The sequence below is a fragment of the Methylomonas sp. EFPC1 genome (assembly GCF_016925515.1).
Taxonomy (GTDB): Bacteria; Pseudomonadota; Gammaproteobacteria; order Methylococcales; family Methylomonadaceae; genus Methylomonas; species Methylomonas defluvii.
On the sequence record NZ_CP070494.1, the window covers coordinates 4518511 to 4532749 of the forward strand.

Below are 14239 nucleotides of genomic sequence, written 5' to 3' on the forward strand. Positions count from 1 at the left end.
TAAATGGCGGGATTGACCCAAAAGCGAAAATTGGTTGAGCTTTCCAATGACCGCTGATAAAAAATAAGCTGAATCTGAGTTTGTGGAAGTAAGCTGGGTTGAATGATAGCGAAACCCAGCTAGATGAAATAAATAGTGGCTATCGCAGCCCTCACCATACTTACGTCCCTGAGTAGATTCTATTCAGCCCCGTCTGGGTATCCCGTTTACCCTTGCGAAGTCGATCCCATGGAGGTTTGCCCCTTCGAGGTTTGCCCCTTCGAGGTTTGCCCCATTGAGGTTTGCCCCATTGAGGTTTGCCCCATTGAGGTTTGCCCGATTGAGGTTTGCCCCATTGAGGTTTGCCCCATTGAGGTTTGCCCCATTGAGGTTTGCCCCATTGAGGTTTGCCCCTTCGAGGTTTGCCCCATGGAGGTTTGCCCCATGGAGGTTTGCCCCTTGGAGGTATGCCCCTTCGAGGTTTGTCTCTTGGAGGTTTGCCCCTTGGAGGTTTGCCCCTTGGAGGTTTGCCCCTTGGAGGTATGCCCCTTGGAGGTTTGCCTTATGGAGGTTTGCCTTATTGAGGTATGCCTTATGGAGGTTTGCCCCATGGAGGGAAGCTTCTTGGAGGTTAACCAAATAGAGCAGAGCTCCGTCAAGACAAGCTCCCCTCAAATCTGCCCCAAACATGTCTTGCAAGTGTAAAACGCAGGATCTCAAATTTAAAAAGCCTAAGGAATATAACGCAGCAGTATTTTCTTCGTTTATTCTTTGTCCTCGCAAACGATGTAGCCAATTTCCAAACGCTTCTTTAGTCGGAAAATCGAGATCGGATAGTTTTTGCGTTTGATAAGCACAAGCCGCGTGCATGACCAATAAGGATTCCTCGGCGTTGCGAGATTGATTCAACATTTGCTGAAAGCTGGCCAGATTCATTTTTTCCAGCGGCATGCCGTGCCGCAACAACGACTCGATCAAACGGCAAATAGTCTGCTGCCAATCATGCACCTTGGCAATATCCATGAGCGCGACTTGCTGATGGATAAAAGGATGCAAATAGCCATCAATCGCGGTCGGGCCACACAGTTCAGCCCAGTGTTCCAGAGCTCGGCGAGCATCCCAACCGTCATCGGGATCTTTTTGGTGACGTTCCAACTCCTGTTGTATCTTTTCCAACATTCGTACCAATCGGCAGGCCGTCAGGTACTCGCCAAAGCTTTTATGGGTAAATTCGAAGGTTTTGTCACCTTTGATTTCGCCGCTTTGCCGAAAATAAAACGCGGTCAGCAAGCGGGTAACACCTTTGGAGGCACCGTCTTGAAATTCATCCAAATAGCGTTGCAGACTGCTTTGTTTGCAGCGCGATTGAATGTAGTCCACCGTGGTGGTTCGACCGTCGCCGTGCCAGACAGCCAATGCGATTTCCTCCAAAATCCGCCGAAAATTGGCGAATTCAAGACCGCCGGCACCTTGATGAATGCGACGGTTTTCGTATTGTCTGTCGTACACTGCTTCTAATAAGTCCTGGTAAACCAAATTCAGACTAGTGTTGCTGTCAAAGTTCAGCTTTTTCCGGTCAAAGCTCAAAGCCACCAAGTAATTCAATAGCGGCCAACGAGTGATGTCGGCGAGGTTGTCGCCCCCAAGTGCCGCTGGCATGTCGCGATAATCTTTGCCAGAGACTTCGCCATACTTGGCCCACCAAATTTGACGTTGATCGCTCGCCAACAACTCTTGCGGATCGGCATATAAATCCGGTTCAGATTTTTCCACCAGATAAGGCAGCACTTGTAATACTTGTTTGGCCGCGCGAATCTTGGGCAAATTAGCTTGTACGACCAAATCGCGACCGCTAATCAACACTTGGCGCTTCAAACCTTGCGAAGCGAAGGCATCGAACTTGCGAATCACTTCTTCGACAAAATCCTGAGCTGCCTGCAAGGCTGCCTTGCCCTGCATCGACAATTCGTCCAGGCCGTCGAATATCACCAACAAACGCGATTCGCCGTCTTTGCCATGTAGAGGACTACCCTCAAGATAGCGGCTTTGCGAGACAAAATTTGCAACCGATTCGATCAAGTCGGAACGTAAATCGAATTGATGTAACGGTACGAACAACACTTTGACGCCAACCGTTTCGGCGATATGGCTGGCAAACATTTTGCAAAACGACGATTTGCCGGAACCCGGCCCGCCGCTGATGATGCGCAGATGATCGTCGGATTGGCAGTCGTTGATCCAGCCTTCCAGCTCGTGTTGTAAATCGACGACGTGACGTTTGGCTTTCTGCCGCTCGGCATCAATCGATGCTTTATCCTGTTCCGGCTTGGGACGCTCTTCGTAATAAGCACGCAACGGCACGTAAACGCTGTGCAAACCAAAGGCTTCGGCGAACATGCGTTGATTGAATTGCTCGCTTAACCAAGCGTGATAATGTAACCATTGCCGTTCTTTCTGCGCGGCGTGGGTAAACGGCGTATCGATTGCCGTTTTAATCGCCGAATAATGCTCGGCGTCTTTCAGCCATTCACCATGTAAAGCTAGTGCAAACTTATCCGGTAGTCGTTGCGCCAACGACCGAGCCTGCATGGGTGCCAAGCCCAAACCTTGCAACCACTGTTGCATGCCTTTGCCAAATTCGGCTAATAACGGAAGCTGTTGCGGATATCGGAAAAATTCGGCCGAAATGCCAACTTCTAGGTTGAGCAGATAGTCGTTCAGGTTGTCGGTAAGCCCTTCCAGAATTTGGTCGTCTTGTTGTTGCTCTGGAAACAAGTCTCGGCTGTCCGAGAGTAATTCCGTCATCGCAGAAGTCAACGAACGGTAAATTAATAGCCATGCCAATTGACCAGTTTTTTCTTCCGGCTTAACATCAAGCAAAGCTTCTGCCAGGTTTTCTCCAGCGTTCTCGAATTCACCCTGAAATCCTTTGGTTGCGGCTTTGGCGAGCTTAAATAAAAAACTCTTCGGATCGATTTTTAGCGATCGATTCCAGACGGAAACGGGTTTAAGAAGCGTTAAATCGTTTTGAATGTCCATATGCGCTGCGATGTAAATGGTTTGATGGAAACCAGACCGATTTTAGCGGAAAAAATGGAGGGGCTTGCAAAACTCGCTAAACCGTGCGGAATTATTGGTTTGAACGGCCCAAAAAAGAATAATGCGGCCAGTTAAAAGTGATAAGTTCGAGTCGTCGAAAACTCGAAACTCATCATCACCTGAACAGCCCGGTAGGGTGGGCACGGCTTTTGTGCCCACGCGGGTTGCAATGGTGGGCAAATGTGCCCACCCTACATCTGCTGCTTGCGCCAAGCATAGAGTTGGGATTCGTGTAAACCCAATTGCTTCGCCGCCTTGGCAACTCCCACTTGCAAACCCAGCTTCAGACTTTCTTGTTTGTATTCGGCGCTATGCCGGATGTAGCCGGCTTTGTTGCCAGTCGATTTCGTGCTCATGCAAGTACCTCTCTATGGTTGAGAATACTCGCTTTTTAACGTGTCCACTATTCGTGGAGGGGATCAGTTGAGTAAAAAAGCCAAAAGCCTGCTTTTGTATTCAGTAATTAAAGCTGAGCTCCACCAGAAAGTTACGCCCTGGATTGGGAGCAAATTGGAAGTACTGTTCGTTGCTTAAATTGTTGGCCATGAAGCCGACACTGACGTTTTTAGTGGGACTGTATTTGATTTTGGCATCCATTAACCAGAAGGCCTGAAAACCGCCGTATACATCGTGCACAACGTCAATGTTTTCAGCCGTATCAAATGATTCGGACACATGCCGGCCAATCAAGCTGCCAGACCATTCATTCCAATTGGCTTCCAGACCCATGGTCAATAAATGTTCTGGCGAATTAGGCAAGCGCTTGCCTTCTGAGGCGGGTATGCCAGGACTGGAAAGCGTGGTTGCGGTAGGGGTCCAGGTGTAATTGCTGAATAGCGACAGCCAATTCGTCAGGTTCTGGTCAATTGATAATTCCACGCCTCGGGTAAGCGCTTCAGCGGCATTAATGCGTTGCGAGCCGGTAAAGTTGGCGCGGCGTTCGATCACCCGGTTTGAAATTAAATCGGATAAATGGTTTTCAAAAAACGTGGCTTTAATTTGGGTGCCGGTTTTCTCGATTTTCTGGTCAACACTCACTTCCCAAGATAAGTTGCTTTCGGGTACTAGATTGGGATTGGACAACACCGTCGCGACCACGCCACGGCGTGAATCAACATACAGGTCTTGCAAGGTGGGTGGGCGAAACGATTTGCCTGCCGATGCGCGTAAGGTGGCCCCTTCCCAGGCATCTTTATAAATCAAAGACAGTTTGGGGTTGACTTCGACGCTTTCCTGCGTGGATTCGGGATTGAAGGTATTAAATGCGTAATCTCTGCTGATTCCTGTGGCTTGCCACCAATCGACCCGCGTGCCCAAATAAGCGGTAAATTGGTCAGTAAAGCGGATTTCGTCTTGCGCAAAAAATGAAGTGGTGTCCGTCGACGCATCGGCCACCAAGCGAGTGCCTGTCCGACTGTCGCGATCGTTCCATTGGCTTAGATCGTAATCTTTACGATCCATTTCACCATGATCCACTTCAAATCCCGTGGTGATAATTTGACTTTTGGTCAGTGGAAACACGAGTTGCGCTCTACCGTTGACCATGGTGCTTCGCGTGTGGTTTGACGTACCCGGACCGCCGCCTAAACCCGAGGTGTTAATGACGTTGGTAAACCAGGTGTCCCGGGAGGTGTGGTTGAAGTTGACGGTTAATGCTGTATCCGCACTGAAATTGTGTTCAAACTTCCAAAAGCTGCGCAAATCGTCTTCATGCGATGGCGAATTGAGAAAGACGTTTGGGGTTACTTGCCCCAATACTGTGCCATTCTGCCGAATTCTGCCGCTGATGACCGGATTGCCGTTTGCATCGCGCAAATAGCTGTTAAACGGATCTTGGCTGTAACCAATGTCGGAGTAAAAGTAATGGACACCACCCGAAATACGCGTGTAGTCGTTAAAGTCATAATAGGCTTTGATATGACTGTTGTGCGATTCCCAAGGCGCGCGGCCATGATCGCCTACTAGATAAGCGGTTTGTCCTTGCGCGGTGGTGGTGGGGATTGCGCCCGTGACATCGGTAATTGGGCCGCCGCCCGGATTGGCAAAACCCCAGATGTCACGAATGCCGTCATTCAGTTCGTGGTGGTGGCCCAAACTGATGGCCAAGCCATTGTCGAATACATCCCGGTAGATGCCGCTGGCTGTCATGCCTTCGGTGGCATCAAATTGATAGGTGCCTTTTACCAGCACTTCGCGTTTGGTGGGCTTTTTGGTGACGATGCGCATGGTGCCGGCAAACGCGTTACCGCCATACAGCGCCGAGCCGGCTCCGGGCACCAATTCCACTTGTTCGACATCCTCTGGAAAGATCGCACCGTAGTTAACGGTACCGAAACTCGGATCGTTCATTTTTTGGTCGTCGAGTAAGACAACAGTGCGAGCCGTGCCACTAATGCCGCGGATGGACTGGCGTACCGCACGGTTGGCAGAAGGTGGTAAAGCACTGGTGGCACCAATCGCCATGTACACACCGGGCATTTCTCGTACCATGTCCCCGATACGTCGCACATCGCGGAGTGCGATTTGTTTATCGTCAATCAAGTGCAAGGTGCCAGGAGCGTCCTCGATTGATTGTTCGGATAAAGTTGCTGAAACCACCATAGTACTCAGTTCGGTAGCTTGGTCTTTTTTGGGTGCTTCCGATGTGGTAGCGGGTTGGTCTTTGGAGTCGTCTGTTTCCGGCTCGGCCAAACTGACCTGGCAGCATAGTGCCAGACTGATGGCAGCCGCCAGTTGAGGGTATTGCATAGGGTTGTTCATAACAGTAAAGGGTGGGTTTTATTTAGAATTTGACGTACGTGCTGACCGCTATTGGCTGTGGCGCGACTGGTGATAACCAATCAGGATTAGCGTTAAGCCGGTATTTGTTGGGCATTTTCAGTAGCTCCTTTTACTGTGTTTTTGCGCTGAGTCGCTGGTGATGAATGCGTCGGGATGCGCGTTTTTTAAGCCAATGGATGATGCCGGTAATCAATAAGGCCAACGGCGCAAAGCCGACAATCAGCACCGCAATTTGGCCGGGTGTACCGAGAATTTCGCCGTTATGAAGAGGTAATTGGATGTTGATAAAGGCATCGCCCGCGGCAAATTGATTGGGATCGCGCACCGTCAGCATTTCGCCGTTGTACTGATCCAGCCAGAGCATGGTTGCGCCTTTACTGCGCGTTTCGTTGGGTTGTTTGCCGCTGACCATGAAACTGCCATGGGCATCGGCAGGCAGGTACAAGCGTTGCAGTTGCATTTCGGGAAAACGACGTTGTGCATTGCTGAGAATGGTTTCGTAGGCCAAGGCCTCGGTGCCGGTTGTTTTGGATTTAACGGCACGCGGTACTTCGTGCACACTGGAAAACACATTGACCGCCGGTTTGAACACATCCGGGAAATTGAAGTAAAAGCCGGAAAGCGATACGGCGAATAAGACGACGGCGGTATAGATGCCGACGGTTTTGTGCAAATCAAAGTTGAAGCGGGTAAAGCTGGCATTGCGTTTGATGACCAGCGCTTGCAGCCATTTGCCGGTTTTGGGCCACCATAAGTAAATGCCGGTCATGGTCAGAACCAAGGTCAGCAGGGCGGTAATGCCCATCAGCCATTTGCCGAACGGGTCGACTAATAACTTGTAGTGCAGGCGCAAGATAAAGTTAATCAGAGAGTCGTTGCGGTCGCGATGCCCCAGCGCTTGGCCGTTGTAGGGATTCACCATGACTTCGTGGAAGTGATGATTGTGTCCGGGGCCATCGTGGGGCACTTGGTAACGCACAATCAGTGCTTCATCGGGATGCTTGGGGAGTTGAATATGGTGGGCAGGGTGCTTGATGGGGGAAACTTGGTCAGCGGTGGCCAGGATGTTTTGCAAGGGTTGTAGGGACGATCCGGCTTCAACGGCCAGGATGTCGCTGTTCAGCCAATGATCAATCTCTTCGCCATAAACCAGGATGCTGCCCGTTAATCCGGCAATGGCCAGAAACAAGCCCAGCCACAACGAGATGTATAAATGCAGTTTGAGCAAAACCTTGCGTAAGGTGATTTTCCGCAGCCACTCTAAACGCTTTGCAGCGGGGACTGGACGATGAACGATTGAGTTTTCCTTGGCGGTAAACGGATCGATGACGGACATAACAAGCTCCCTTAGGAATCAGCACAACTTGGATGCGCCAATGGAGCAAGGTCTGCGCCATATCTGAAAATACAAATAAGCTCAGTGATTTGTTGGGGCTTAAATCGGCTAGTGCTTAAGTAGAGCGGGTTATTTCACACACCATTGGATTGCAGTGTGTGAAATACCCTATTTGTGGATTTAAACGAGGTGACGACCGCTACACCGATGTATTGAAAAAACAGGCCGGTTTCTTAGAAGCCGAAGTGAGCGATATACGTCCGGCAAGGTTTAGTGCGCTACGGCCGGATATTTTAAACTGCCAAGTTTTTCGGACGATCAATAAACGGTTGTTAGCCACGCCTTGCGCCGGCGCGATGAAGAGTCTTTTGCGCGGTACCTAAATCATCTGTGGTTCTGCAATCACCGCCAAATATGGTCTAATCTGCCCCTTTTTAATCTGTTTCCATCGCCGCTATGTTCAATTTTAAGGTGCTTGGTTTTGCCTATTGTTTGGTTCTGGCTGGATTATTGTCGGCGTGCGACGAGCAATTGACTATATCTTCGACCCATTTACCGGCGTTAAGCGTTAACCCTCACAATCCGTTTGATACCCAAACGCAGCCCGCGCAAAACCTGTTGAGTTTTGATGTGTATGTCGATAGGCAAACAGTGCATGCTGCGTTTGTCACCACGCCAAGCGGCAGTAAGCAAACCTCGATTGTGTATATGCGTTCGGAGGACGGCGGCTGGCATTGGTCGTCACCGGTGGTGTTAAGTCAGCAATTCCCGCAGCCCGTAGAGGCGAAAGTCGGTAACGATATACAAATTGCTGCCGCCGGCGACAAATTGTTGATCGTCTGGCAAACTACCGGCGAATTGCCCGGCATGGGGCCGTTATTCACGGTTTATTCGAATGATGCCGGCAAAACTTGGCAGCAAGGTGCCAAGCCAACCGGCAGCGATGCCGACCAATCGCATCACGAGCTATTGGCGGATACTGAAGGCCGTTTTCACGCGGTGTGGCTGGACGACAGAGACGAGAACGGTTACCAAGGTGTGCGCTATGCGCGCAGCAGCGACAGCGGCAAAAGCTGGGAGATGGCGCAGACGATAGACGATTCCAGTTGCTCCTGCTGCTGGAACCGCCTGGCTTTCGGCGCCGATGGCAAGCTGAATGTGCTGTACCGGGATATGAAACCGCGGGATATGGCCCTGGCACAAACTGCCGATGGCGGCGCCAATTGGCAACGCTTGAGTACGGTAGGTGAGTTCAACTGGATTTTCGACGGCTGTCCGCATAACGGCGGCGGCTTGAGCGTGGCCGGCGACGGTTCCTTACACAGTTTGGTATGGACCGGCGCGGAAAATCAGGTCGGGCTGTATCATATGCAATCCGCCGATAATGGTAAAAGCTGGACGCCGCCGCAACGGCTGGGCGAAGCTGGCGCGTTTCATGCGGACATCGCGTTCGGCGCCGGGCGCTTAGTAGCGGTGTGGGATGCACTGGGGCCGGAAGGCTCTAAAGTGTTTGTCTCGGAATCCGTTGATAATGGCGGGCATTGGTCGACAAGCAAGTTGCTATCATCCGCCGACGCTTCGGCGACCTTCCCGCGCATCGTCGCCACGCCGACGGGCTTGTTAGCAATGTGGTTAGAGCAGACACCCACCGGCAAGCAATGGTCGGCGGCGGTTTTACAATGATTTTTATACTTTAAGAGGTGGTCATGCCCAAGTTAGACATAACAAAAATAATAAAACCCGGCTTGTTGGCGCTCGCGTTATTCAGCCCGGTCTCAGTATTTGCGCACGCGATTCTGGTGAAATCGCAACCCGCCAAGGACGAGACCGTCACCGAATCGCCCAAGCAAATCGATCTGTGGTTTAACGACGCCGTCCGCAGCGAATACAAAGCCCTGGCCGTCATCGACAGCACCGGCAAGCGGGTGGATAACCACGATGTCGCGCAAAGTCTGACCAATGGCGCCAACATTTACGCCACTGTGCCAACACTGGCGCCGGGCACCTACACTATTCGCTACCGCGTGGTTTCCGAGGACACTCACATAGTCACCGGTAAGTTTGAATTTACCGTCAAACCCTAGTCTGCATTCTTCCATCGGTTTATTTCTATGAATATTCAGCGACTTCCCGTCTTTTTTATCGCCAGGCTCATGGCCTGCGTCTTGTTACTCAGCGGTTGTGACAAACTCGGATTTAGCAATAAGCAATCCAACGCGCTGGGCAACCGCCCGGACCTGGACTGCATCATCGCCAACGATTTTTACGCGGTGCACTTCAGCGCTTATCTGCAGCCGGATAAAAACGATAAAAATCCTGATCCTAAAGCTGCTTTTGTGCCGTTTTGTCAGAAAATCCCCAGAGCCGGCAAGATGTTTTTCACCGCCGATTTGATCGACCGCGATATTCGCGCCACGCCGATTGGCATTAAATTGGTGGAAGTGGAAAAAACCGGCCAGAAAGCGCCGGATGATGTGCGCGAAATCCGCACAGTCGCCGAAATCCCGTCCAAACTTTATCCGAAAGGCGCGGTAGAAGCGCAAGCCGATGTGGATAAAACCGGCGATTATGTGCTGTATCTGTTGATCGGCGAAGCGATGGAAGACGATGATAAATTCCGCATTGCGCTGGAAGTGGGTGTCGATCCCCAGGGCGCCGATTTACCACTAGTGGCAATAGGTGGCGTGGTGGCCTTGGTGCTGCTGGTGCTGGGATTTTTGGTTTACCTGCACAAACGTAGAAAAGCCGCGCAAATCAATGGTAATGGGGAACAGCCCTAATGACGAGCGGATGGAAAATGCTTAGGCTGTTTGCCTGCTGGCAATGCCTGCTGCTGGTTTGTTTGCTGCTGCCATCGGGCTGGGCAGCGGCGCACGCCCCTGGCCTTAGCTCAATCGATGTGACTGTCAAATCCGACCAAGTTATCGCTAAATTGACCTTTGCCCTGCAAGACATCGAAGCCTTTGCGCCGATGGACAGCGACCTGGATGCGGAAGTCAGCGCCGCGGAGCGCGAAGCGGCCAAGCCGGACATCGCCAAAATGCTGGCTGCGCAGTTGCGGGTTAATATTGATAGCGTTGATGTGCAAGCCGTGGCGCCGGGGGCTGTCGTTTACGACGAACAGAACAACGCCCATGTCGAATTTATTTTTCAATCTGTGCCGCACCAACAGTTACAGGTGCAATCCAAGTTATTGGCCTGGCTACCTGACGGGCATCAGCAGTATGTCACGGTGCGCGACGCCGCCGGTAAAACGCTAAGCGAGAAAATGCTAAGCAGGGCCGACGACCAGTTGCAATGGGCATTGTCTCCTGCCGATCAATCCGTGGCGCAAAACGATTCCCGATTTTCCGCGTTTGCCGATTTTTTGAAGCTGGGCATCGAGCACATCCTCACCGGTTACGACCACCTGTTATTCCTGTTTGCCTTGCTGGCAGTCACGCATAGTTTCTGGCCGGCGATCAAGATCGTCACCTTCTTTACCATCGCCCATTCCATCACCTTGGCGTGTGCAGGGCTGAACATCATTGAGCTACCCAGCAGCTTCGTCGAACCGGTGATTGCGTTGACCATTATTTACGTGGCAGTGGAAAACATCATGCGCGGCGACCACCCCAAGGGCCGGCAATGGCTGACCTTCGGCTTTGGCTTGATCCATGGCTTTGGCTTTGCCAGTGTGCTGCGGGAAATGAATATTTCCAGCGGCGACACCGGCATCTTATTGCCCTTGCTGTCGTTTAACCTAGGCATAGAAACCGGCCAAATCGCGGTGGCATCGGTGGTGTTGCCTATCATCTGGTGGCTAAACAACAAGCCTGCATTTGCCGAGAAATTCTTGAAAGGTTGTTCGGCCATGGTAGCCTTGATGGGGGCCTATTGGCTGTTGGAGCGGACGGTTTTGTAAACCGCCCTTGAGGGGGGGGGCCTAGCATCAGAAGAGGCAAACACCGAGTTGCCCCAGAATTTTAGCGATTCCGGGACGTCTTGAATAGCCAAGACCATTGACGTCTGCAAAGACGCCTGCGCCCTCAACTGTGACAGCGCAGGCAACGGGTTTCGCATTGCGCTACCCATCCTCGAAATTTGCCATCCCAGTCCCTTAGGCCGGGTAGCGCAACGCGAAATCCATCAATCAGGCCCTCGTTTTTCGTTAAATTGTAAACAATCCCGATCTAAAGCTGTGTTTATTCGCTATTTGCAATAGAATACAAACCATCCCCTTCTCAACAGCTAGCTCTCCGGAGAATTTGACATGACTGATAAAAAAGTGACGTTAAAACAGGAAGACCAAGACCGCGTAATCGAATTACCGGTCACACCCGGCACCATGGGTCCGTCCGTCATCGATATTCGGTCTTTATACGCACAGACCGGCCATTTTACTTACGACCCCGGCTTTACCTCCACCGCCAGCTGTACGTCAAAAATCACCTTCATCGACGGCGACGCCGGCGTACTGTTGTATCGGGGCTATCCCATCGAACAACTGGCGGAAAAATGCGATTTTTTGGAAGTCTGTTATCTGCTGCTGAACGGCGACCTGCCCAACGGCTCGGAAATGAAAGGCTTCGTCACTACCATTAGCCAGCATGTGATGGTGCACGAACAGCTGATCAAATTTTACAGCGGCTTCCGCCGTGACGCACACCCGATGGCGGTATTGGTGGGTGTAGTCGGCGCACTGTCGGCGTTCTATCACGAAGTAATGGACATCAACTGCAAGGAAGACCGGTACATCTCCGCCATCCGCCTTATCGCGAAAATGCCGACCATGGTAGCGATGTGCTACAAATACAGCATCGGCATGCCGTTTATCTACCCCAAACGCAAACTGGGCTATGCGGAAAACTTTATGCGCATGATGCACGGCGACCCTGGCGAAGATTATCTGGCCAATCCGGTGTTGGTCAGAGCGTTGGATAGAATCCTGATCCTGCACGCCGACCACGAACAAAATGCTTCCACCTCCACCGTGCGTCTGGCCGGCTCCAGCGGCGCCAATCCTTACGCTTGCGTCGCGGCCGGTATAGCTTGCCTGTGGGGTGCGGCACACGGCGGCGCTAACGAGGCGGTGTTGAATATGCTGGAAGAAATCGGCGATGTGTCGAAAATTGGCGAATATGTCGCCAGAGCCAAGGACAAAAACGACCCATTCCGCTTGATGGGTTTTGGTCACCGGGTTTACAAAAACTACGACCCGCGCGCCAAACTGATGCGGCAAACCTGCCACGAAGTGCTGGACGAATTGAATCTGAACGACGACCGGCTGTTCAAACTGGCGATGGAACTGGAACGGATTGCCCTGGAAGACCCTTACTTTGTAGAGAAAAAACTCTACCCCAACGTGGATTTTTATTCCGGCATCGTGTTGCGGGCCTTGGGCATCCCCACCGAGATGTTTACCGCCATCTTCGCCTTGGCCCGCTCGGTGGGTTGGATCGCGCAATGGGACGAAATGATCTCCGATCCGGAATTGAAAATCGGCCGCCCTCGCCAGTTATATAAAGGCGTGACTACTAGGGATGTGAAATCCATTTCTAATCGGTGATAGGGCAGGAGCCTCCAAAAATTCCCTCTCCCTCCGGGAGAGGGCTAGGGTGAGGGAATCAAAACAAGTAATTCACCTTATTTAATTCTCCTCAACCTCTCGGCAACTGCTCCCAGCGTTGCCCCACCTCCTGTATCCGTGCAACAGGAGAGGGAGCGTCATTTGCCCCCAATATTAAAAAGCACCTTCAAGAAGCCGCCGCCGAACGCTTCAACACTCTAATCTGCAAAAAATCCCAGGCAAAACGCAACAGAAATACCGGATTTGTAGAGAAATAGCGCTTAATCAAGCGCCTGTCCTTAGCCATCCGATAGCACCATTCCAACCCACTTTTTTGCATCCAAAGCGGCGCCCGCTTAATGTGTCCGGAGTGAAAATCAAAAGCCGCGCCCACCCCCAATTGCACCGGAGCGTGCACTCTATCCAGATGCTCCGCAATCCATTTTTCCTGCTTGGGCGCACCTAAGCCCACCCAGAGAAAATCCGGCTTGGCGGCATTGATCAAATCGACCAATTGTTGATCTTCTTCTGCGGACAAGGGCCGAAACGGCGGAGAATGCCAGCCCACAAGCTCGGCTTCAGGATAGCGTTTGCGGATATTGGCAACCAAGTCCTCCAAGACTTCGTCTTTACCGCCGAGAAAAAAATGCCGCCAGCCCAATTGCTGCCCTTGATCCAGGCATTTCAACATCAAGTCCGGCCCGCACACTCGGGTTTTAATCTGCGCTTGGTGCACCAGCTTGGCGTACCAAACCAAAGGCAGACCATCCATGGTGGACAAGGCTCTATTGGAAATATCACGTAACTCATAATCGGTAAGACAGGCTACCGTGGTATGCACGTTGGCGATACAGACCTGATGAGCTTGGCCGCTGGCGATCCACTCCTGAAATAGTTGTAACGTAAGCTCGTAATCCAGGATAGGGAAGCGAATTCCGAAAATATCTACTGACTTGATTGACTGCATTCCGTGCTCCATCGGGCGGCGAATTGAAAGAGGTATTATTGATTCTATCATGCCGTTAGCATCGCTATATTCACGCCCGGAGTCAATCCCCGCTAGCGATTGATAAACAATGTAGGATGGTTAAACAAGCCAGAAAATCCTGGTTTCGTCGTCCCGCAAAAGGCAGTAACCCAGACAATCAATTTCCCATATCTAACAGTAATAACGAGTATTTCGGATAGCTAAACGCTTGCGGAACGCCGCCAGCGCTCATATTGCGTCTGCGCTCCAGACTAGACTATAGTCACCAACAAAATACTAGGCGCCCCCCCCTGATGATTCATCGCTGCCTACAAAACATCTGCCGTTACCAACCAAGGCCTGTAGCGCGCCAATGCACCCTGTGTGACTGCTCACGAATCCTCCAGGAAAGGCTTGAAAGCAGGCTACAGCAAACCATTAAGATTTAATTAAAATAAAAATTTGGCTTGGTTATCAAGCCATTATGTTTTAGGCTGTGCCTAGCCTCTAATTTCATCCGTTTATAACT

At 51.4% G+C, this 14239-nt stretch carries 9 protein-coding genes and 1 pseudogene; 5 read left to right on the forward strand and 5 right to left on the reverse strand.

The genetic code is table 11. The features are described 5' to 3' along the window. Positions 1-183: 183 nt before the first annotated feature. From JWZ98_RS20810 to JWZ98_RS20825, 4 genes and pseudogenes are all read right to left on the reverse strand, one after another. Positions 184-3018, reverse strand: coding sequence for a pentapeptide repeat-containing protein (locus tag JWZ98_RS20810; RefSeq protein WP_205451589.1), 2835 nt, complete (start codon positions 3016-3018; stop codon positions 184-186). 263 nt (positions 3019-3281) lie between these two features. Next, positions 3282-3434 (reverse strand): annotated as a pseudogene (locus tag JWZ98_RS20815) (IS3 family transposase); the annotation flags it as partial. Positions 3435-3534: 100 nt separating this feature from the next. After that, positions 3535-5838: a TonB-dependent receptor gene (locus tag JWZ98_RS20820; RefSeq protein ID WP_205451591.1), complete on the reverse strand. Its 2304-nt coding sequence runs from the start codon at positions 5836-5838 to the stop codon at positions 3535-3537. Positions 5839-5968: 130 nt separating this feature from the next. Further along, positions 5969-7195, reverse strand: coding sequence for a PepSY-associated TM helix domain-containing protein (locus tag JWZ98_RS20825; protein ID WP_205451592.1), 1227 nt, complete (start codon positions 7193-7195; stop codon positions 5969-5971). Between the two features lie 456 nt (positions 7196-7651). Between JWZ98_RS20825 and JWZ98_RS20830 the strand changes: the two genes are divergently transcribed. The 5 genes from JWZ98_RS20830 (at position 7652) to gltA (ending at position 12743) form a co-directional block, all read left to right on the forward strand. Further along, positions 7652-8878 (forward strand): sialidase family protein, encoded by a 1227-nt coding sequence (locus tag JWZ98_RS20830; RefSeq protein WP_240348120.1) that lies wholly within the window; start codon positions 7652-7654, stop codon positions 8876-8878. Between the two features lie 23 nt (positions 8879-8901). Next, positions 8902-9279, forward strand: coding sequence for a copper resistance CopC family protein (locus tag JWZ98_RS20835; protein WP_033158186.1), 378 nt, complete (start codon positions 8902-8904; stop codon positions 9277-9279). 27 nt (positions 9280-9306) lie between these two features. Further along, on the forward strand, positions 9307-9975 hold the full coding sequence (locus JWZ98_RS20840; RefSeq protein ID WP_205451593.1) for a hypothetical protein: 669 nt from the start codon (positions 9307-9309) through the stop codon (positions 9973-9975). A gap of 17 nt (positions 9976-9992) precedes the next feature. Then, positions 9993-11099 (forward strand): HupE/UreJ family protein, encoded by a 1107-nt coding sequence (locus JWZ98_RS20845; protein ID WP_225892970.1) that lies wholly within the window; start codon positions 9993-9995, stop codon positions 11097-11099. 348 nt (positions 11100-11447) lie between these two features. Next, positions 11448-12743, forward strand: a complete 1296-nt coding sequence (gene gltA / locus JWZ98_RS20850; protein WP_033158189.1) for a citrate synthase — start codon at positions 11448-11450, stop codon at positions 12741-12743. A 187-nt stretch (positions 12744-12930) separates the two neighbouring features. Here gltA and JWZ98_RS20855 read toward each other — a convergent pair whose 3' ends face one another. Next, positions 12931-13710 (reverse strand): WecB/TagA/CpsF family glycosyltransferase, encoded by a 780-nt coding sequence (locus JWZ98_RS20855; RefSeq protein ID WP_205451594.1) that lies wholly within the window; start codon positions 13708-13710, stop codon positions 12931-12933. Positions 13711-14239 lie beyond the last annotated feature (529 nt).

What these genes read in the sequence shown, in the direction of transcription:
- JWZ98_RS20810 (WP_205451589.1), bottom strand. Translation starts at nt 3,018, where the DNA reads ATGGACATTCAAAACGATTTAACGCTTCTTAAACCCGTTTCCGTCTGG.
- JWZ98_RS20820 (WP_205451591.1), bottom strand. Translation starts at nt 5,838, where the DNA reads ATGAACAACCCTATGCAATACCCTCAACTGGCGGCTGCCATCAGTCTG.
- JWZ98_RS20825 (WP_205451592.1), bottom strand. Translation starts at nt 7,195, where the DNA reads ATGTCCGTCATCGATCCGTTTACCGCCAAGGAAAACTCAATCGTTCAT.
- JWZ98_RS20830 (WP_240348120.1), top strand. Translation starts at nt 7,652, where the DNA reads ATGTTCAATTTTAAGGTGCTTGGTTTTGCCTATTGTTTGGTTCTGGCT.
- JWZ98_RS20835 (WP_033158186.1), top strand. Translation starts at nt 8,902, where the DNA reads ATGCCCAAGTTAGACATAACAAAAATAATAAAACCCGGCTTGTTGGCG.
- JWZ98_RS20840 (WP_205451593.1), top strand. Translation starts at nt 9,307, where the DNA reads ATGAATATTCAGCGACTTCCCGTCTTTTTTATCGCCAGGCTCATGGCC.
- JWZ98_RS20845 (WP_225892970.1), top strand. Translation starts at nt 9,993, where the DNA reads ATGCTTAGGCTGTTTGCCTGCTGGCAATGCCTGCTGCTGGTTTGTTTG.
- gltA (WP_033158189.1), top strand. Translation starts at nt 11,448, where the DNA reads ATGACTGATAAAAAAGTGACGTTAAAACAGGAAGACCAAGACCGCGTA.
- JWZ98_RS20855 (WP_205451594.1), bottom strand. Translation starts at nt 13,710, where the DNA reads ATGCAGTCAATCAAGTCAGTAGATATTTTCGGAATTCGCTTCCCTATC.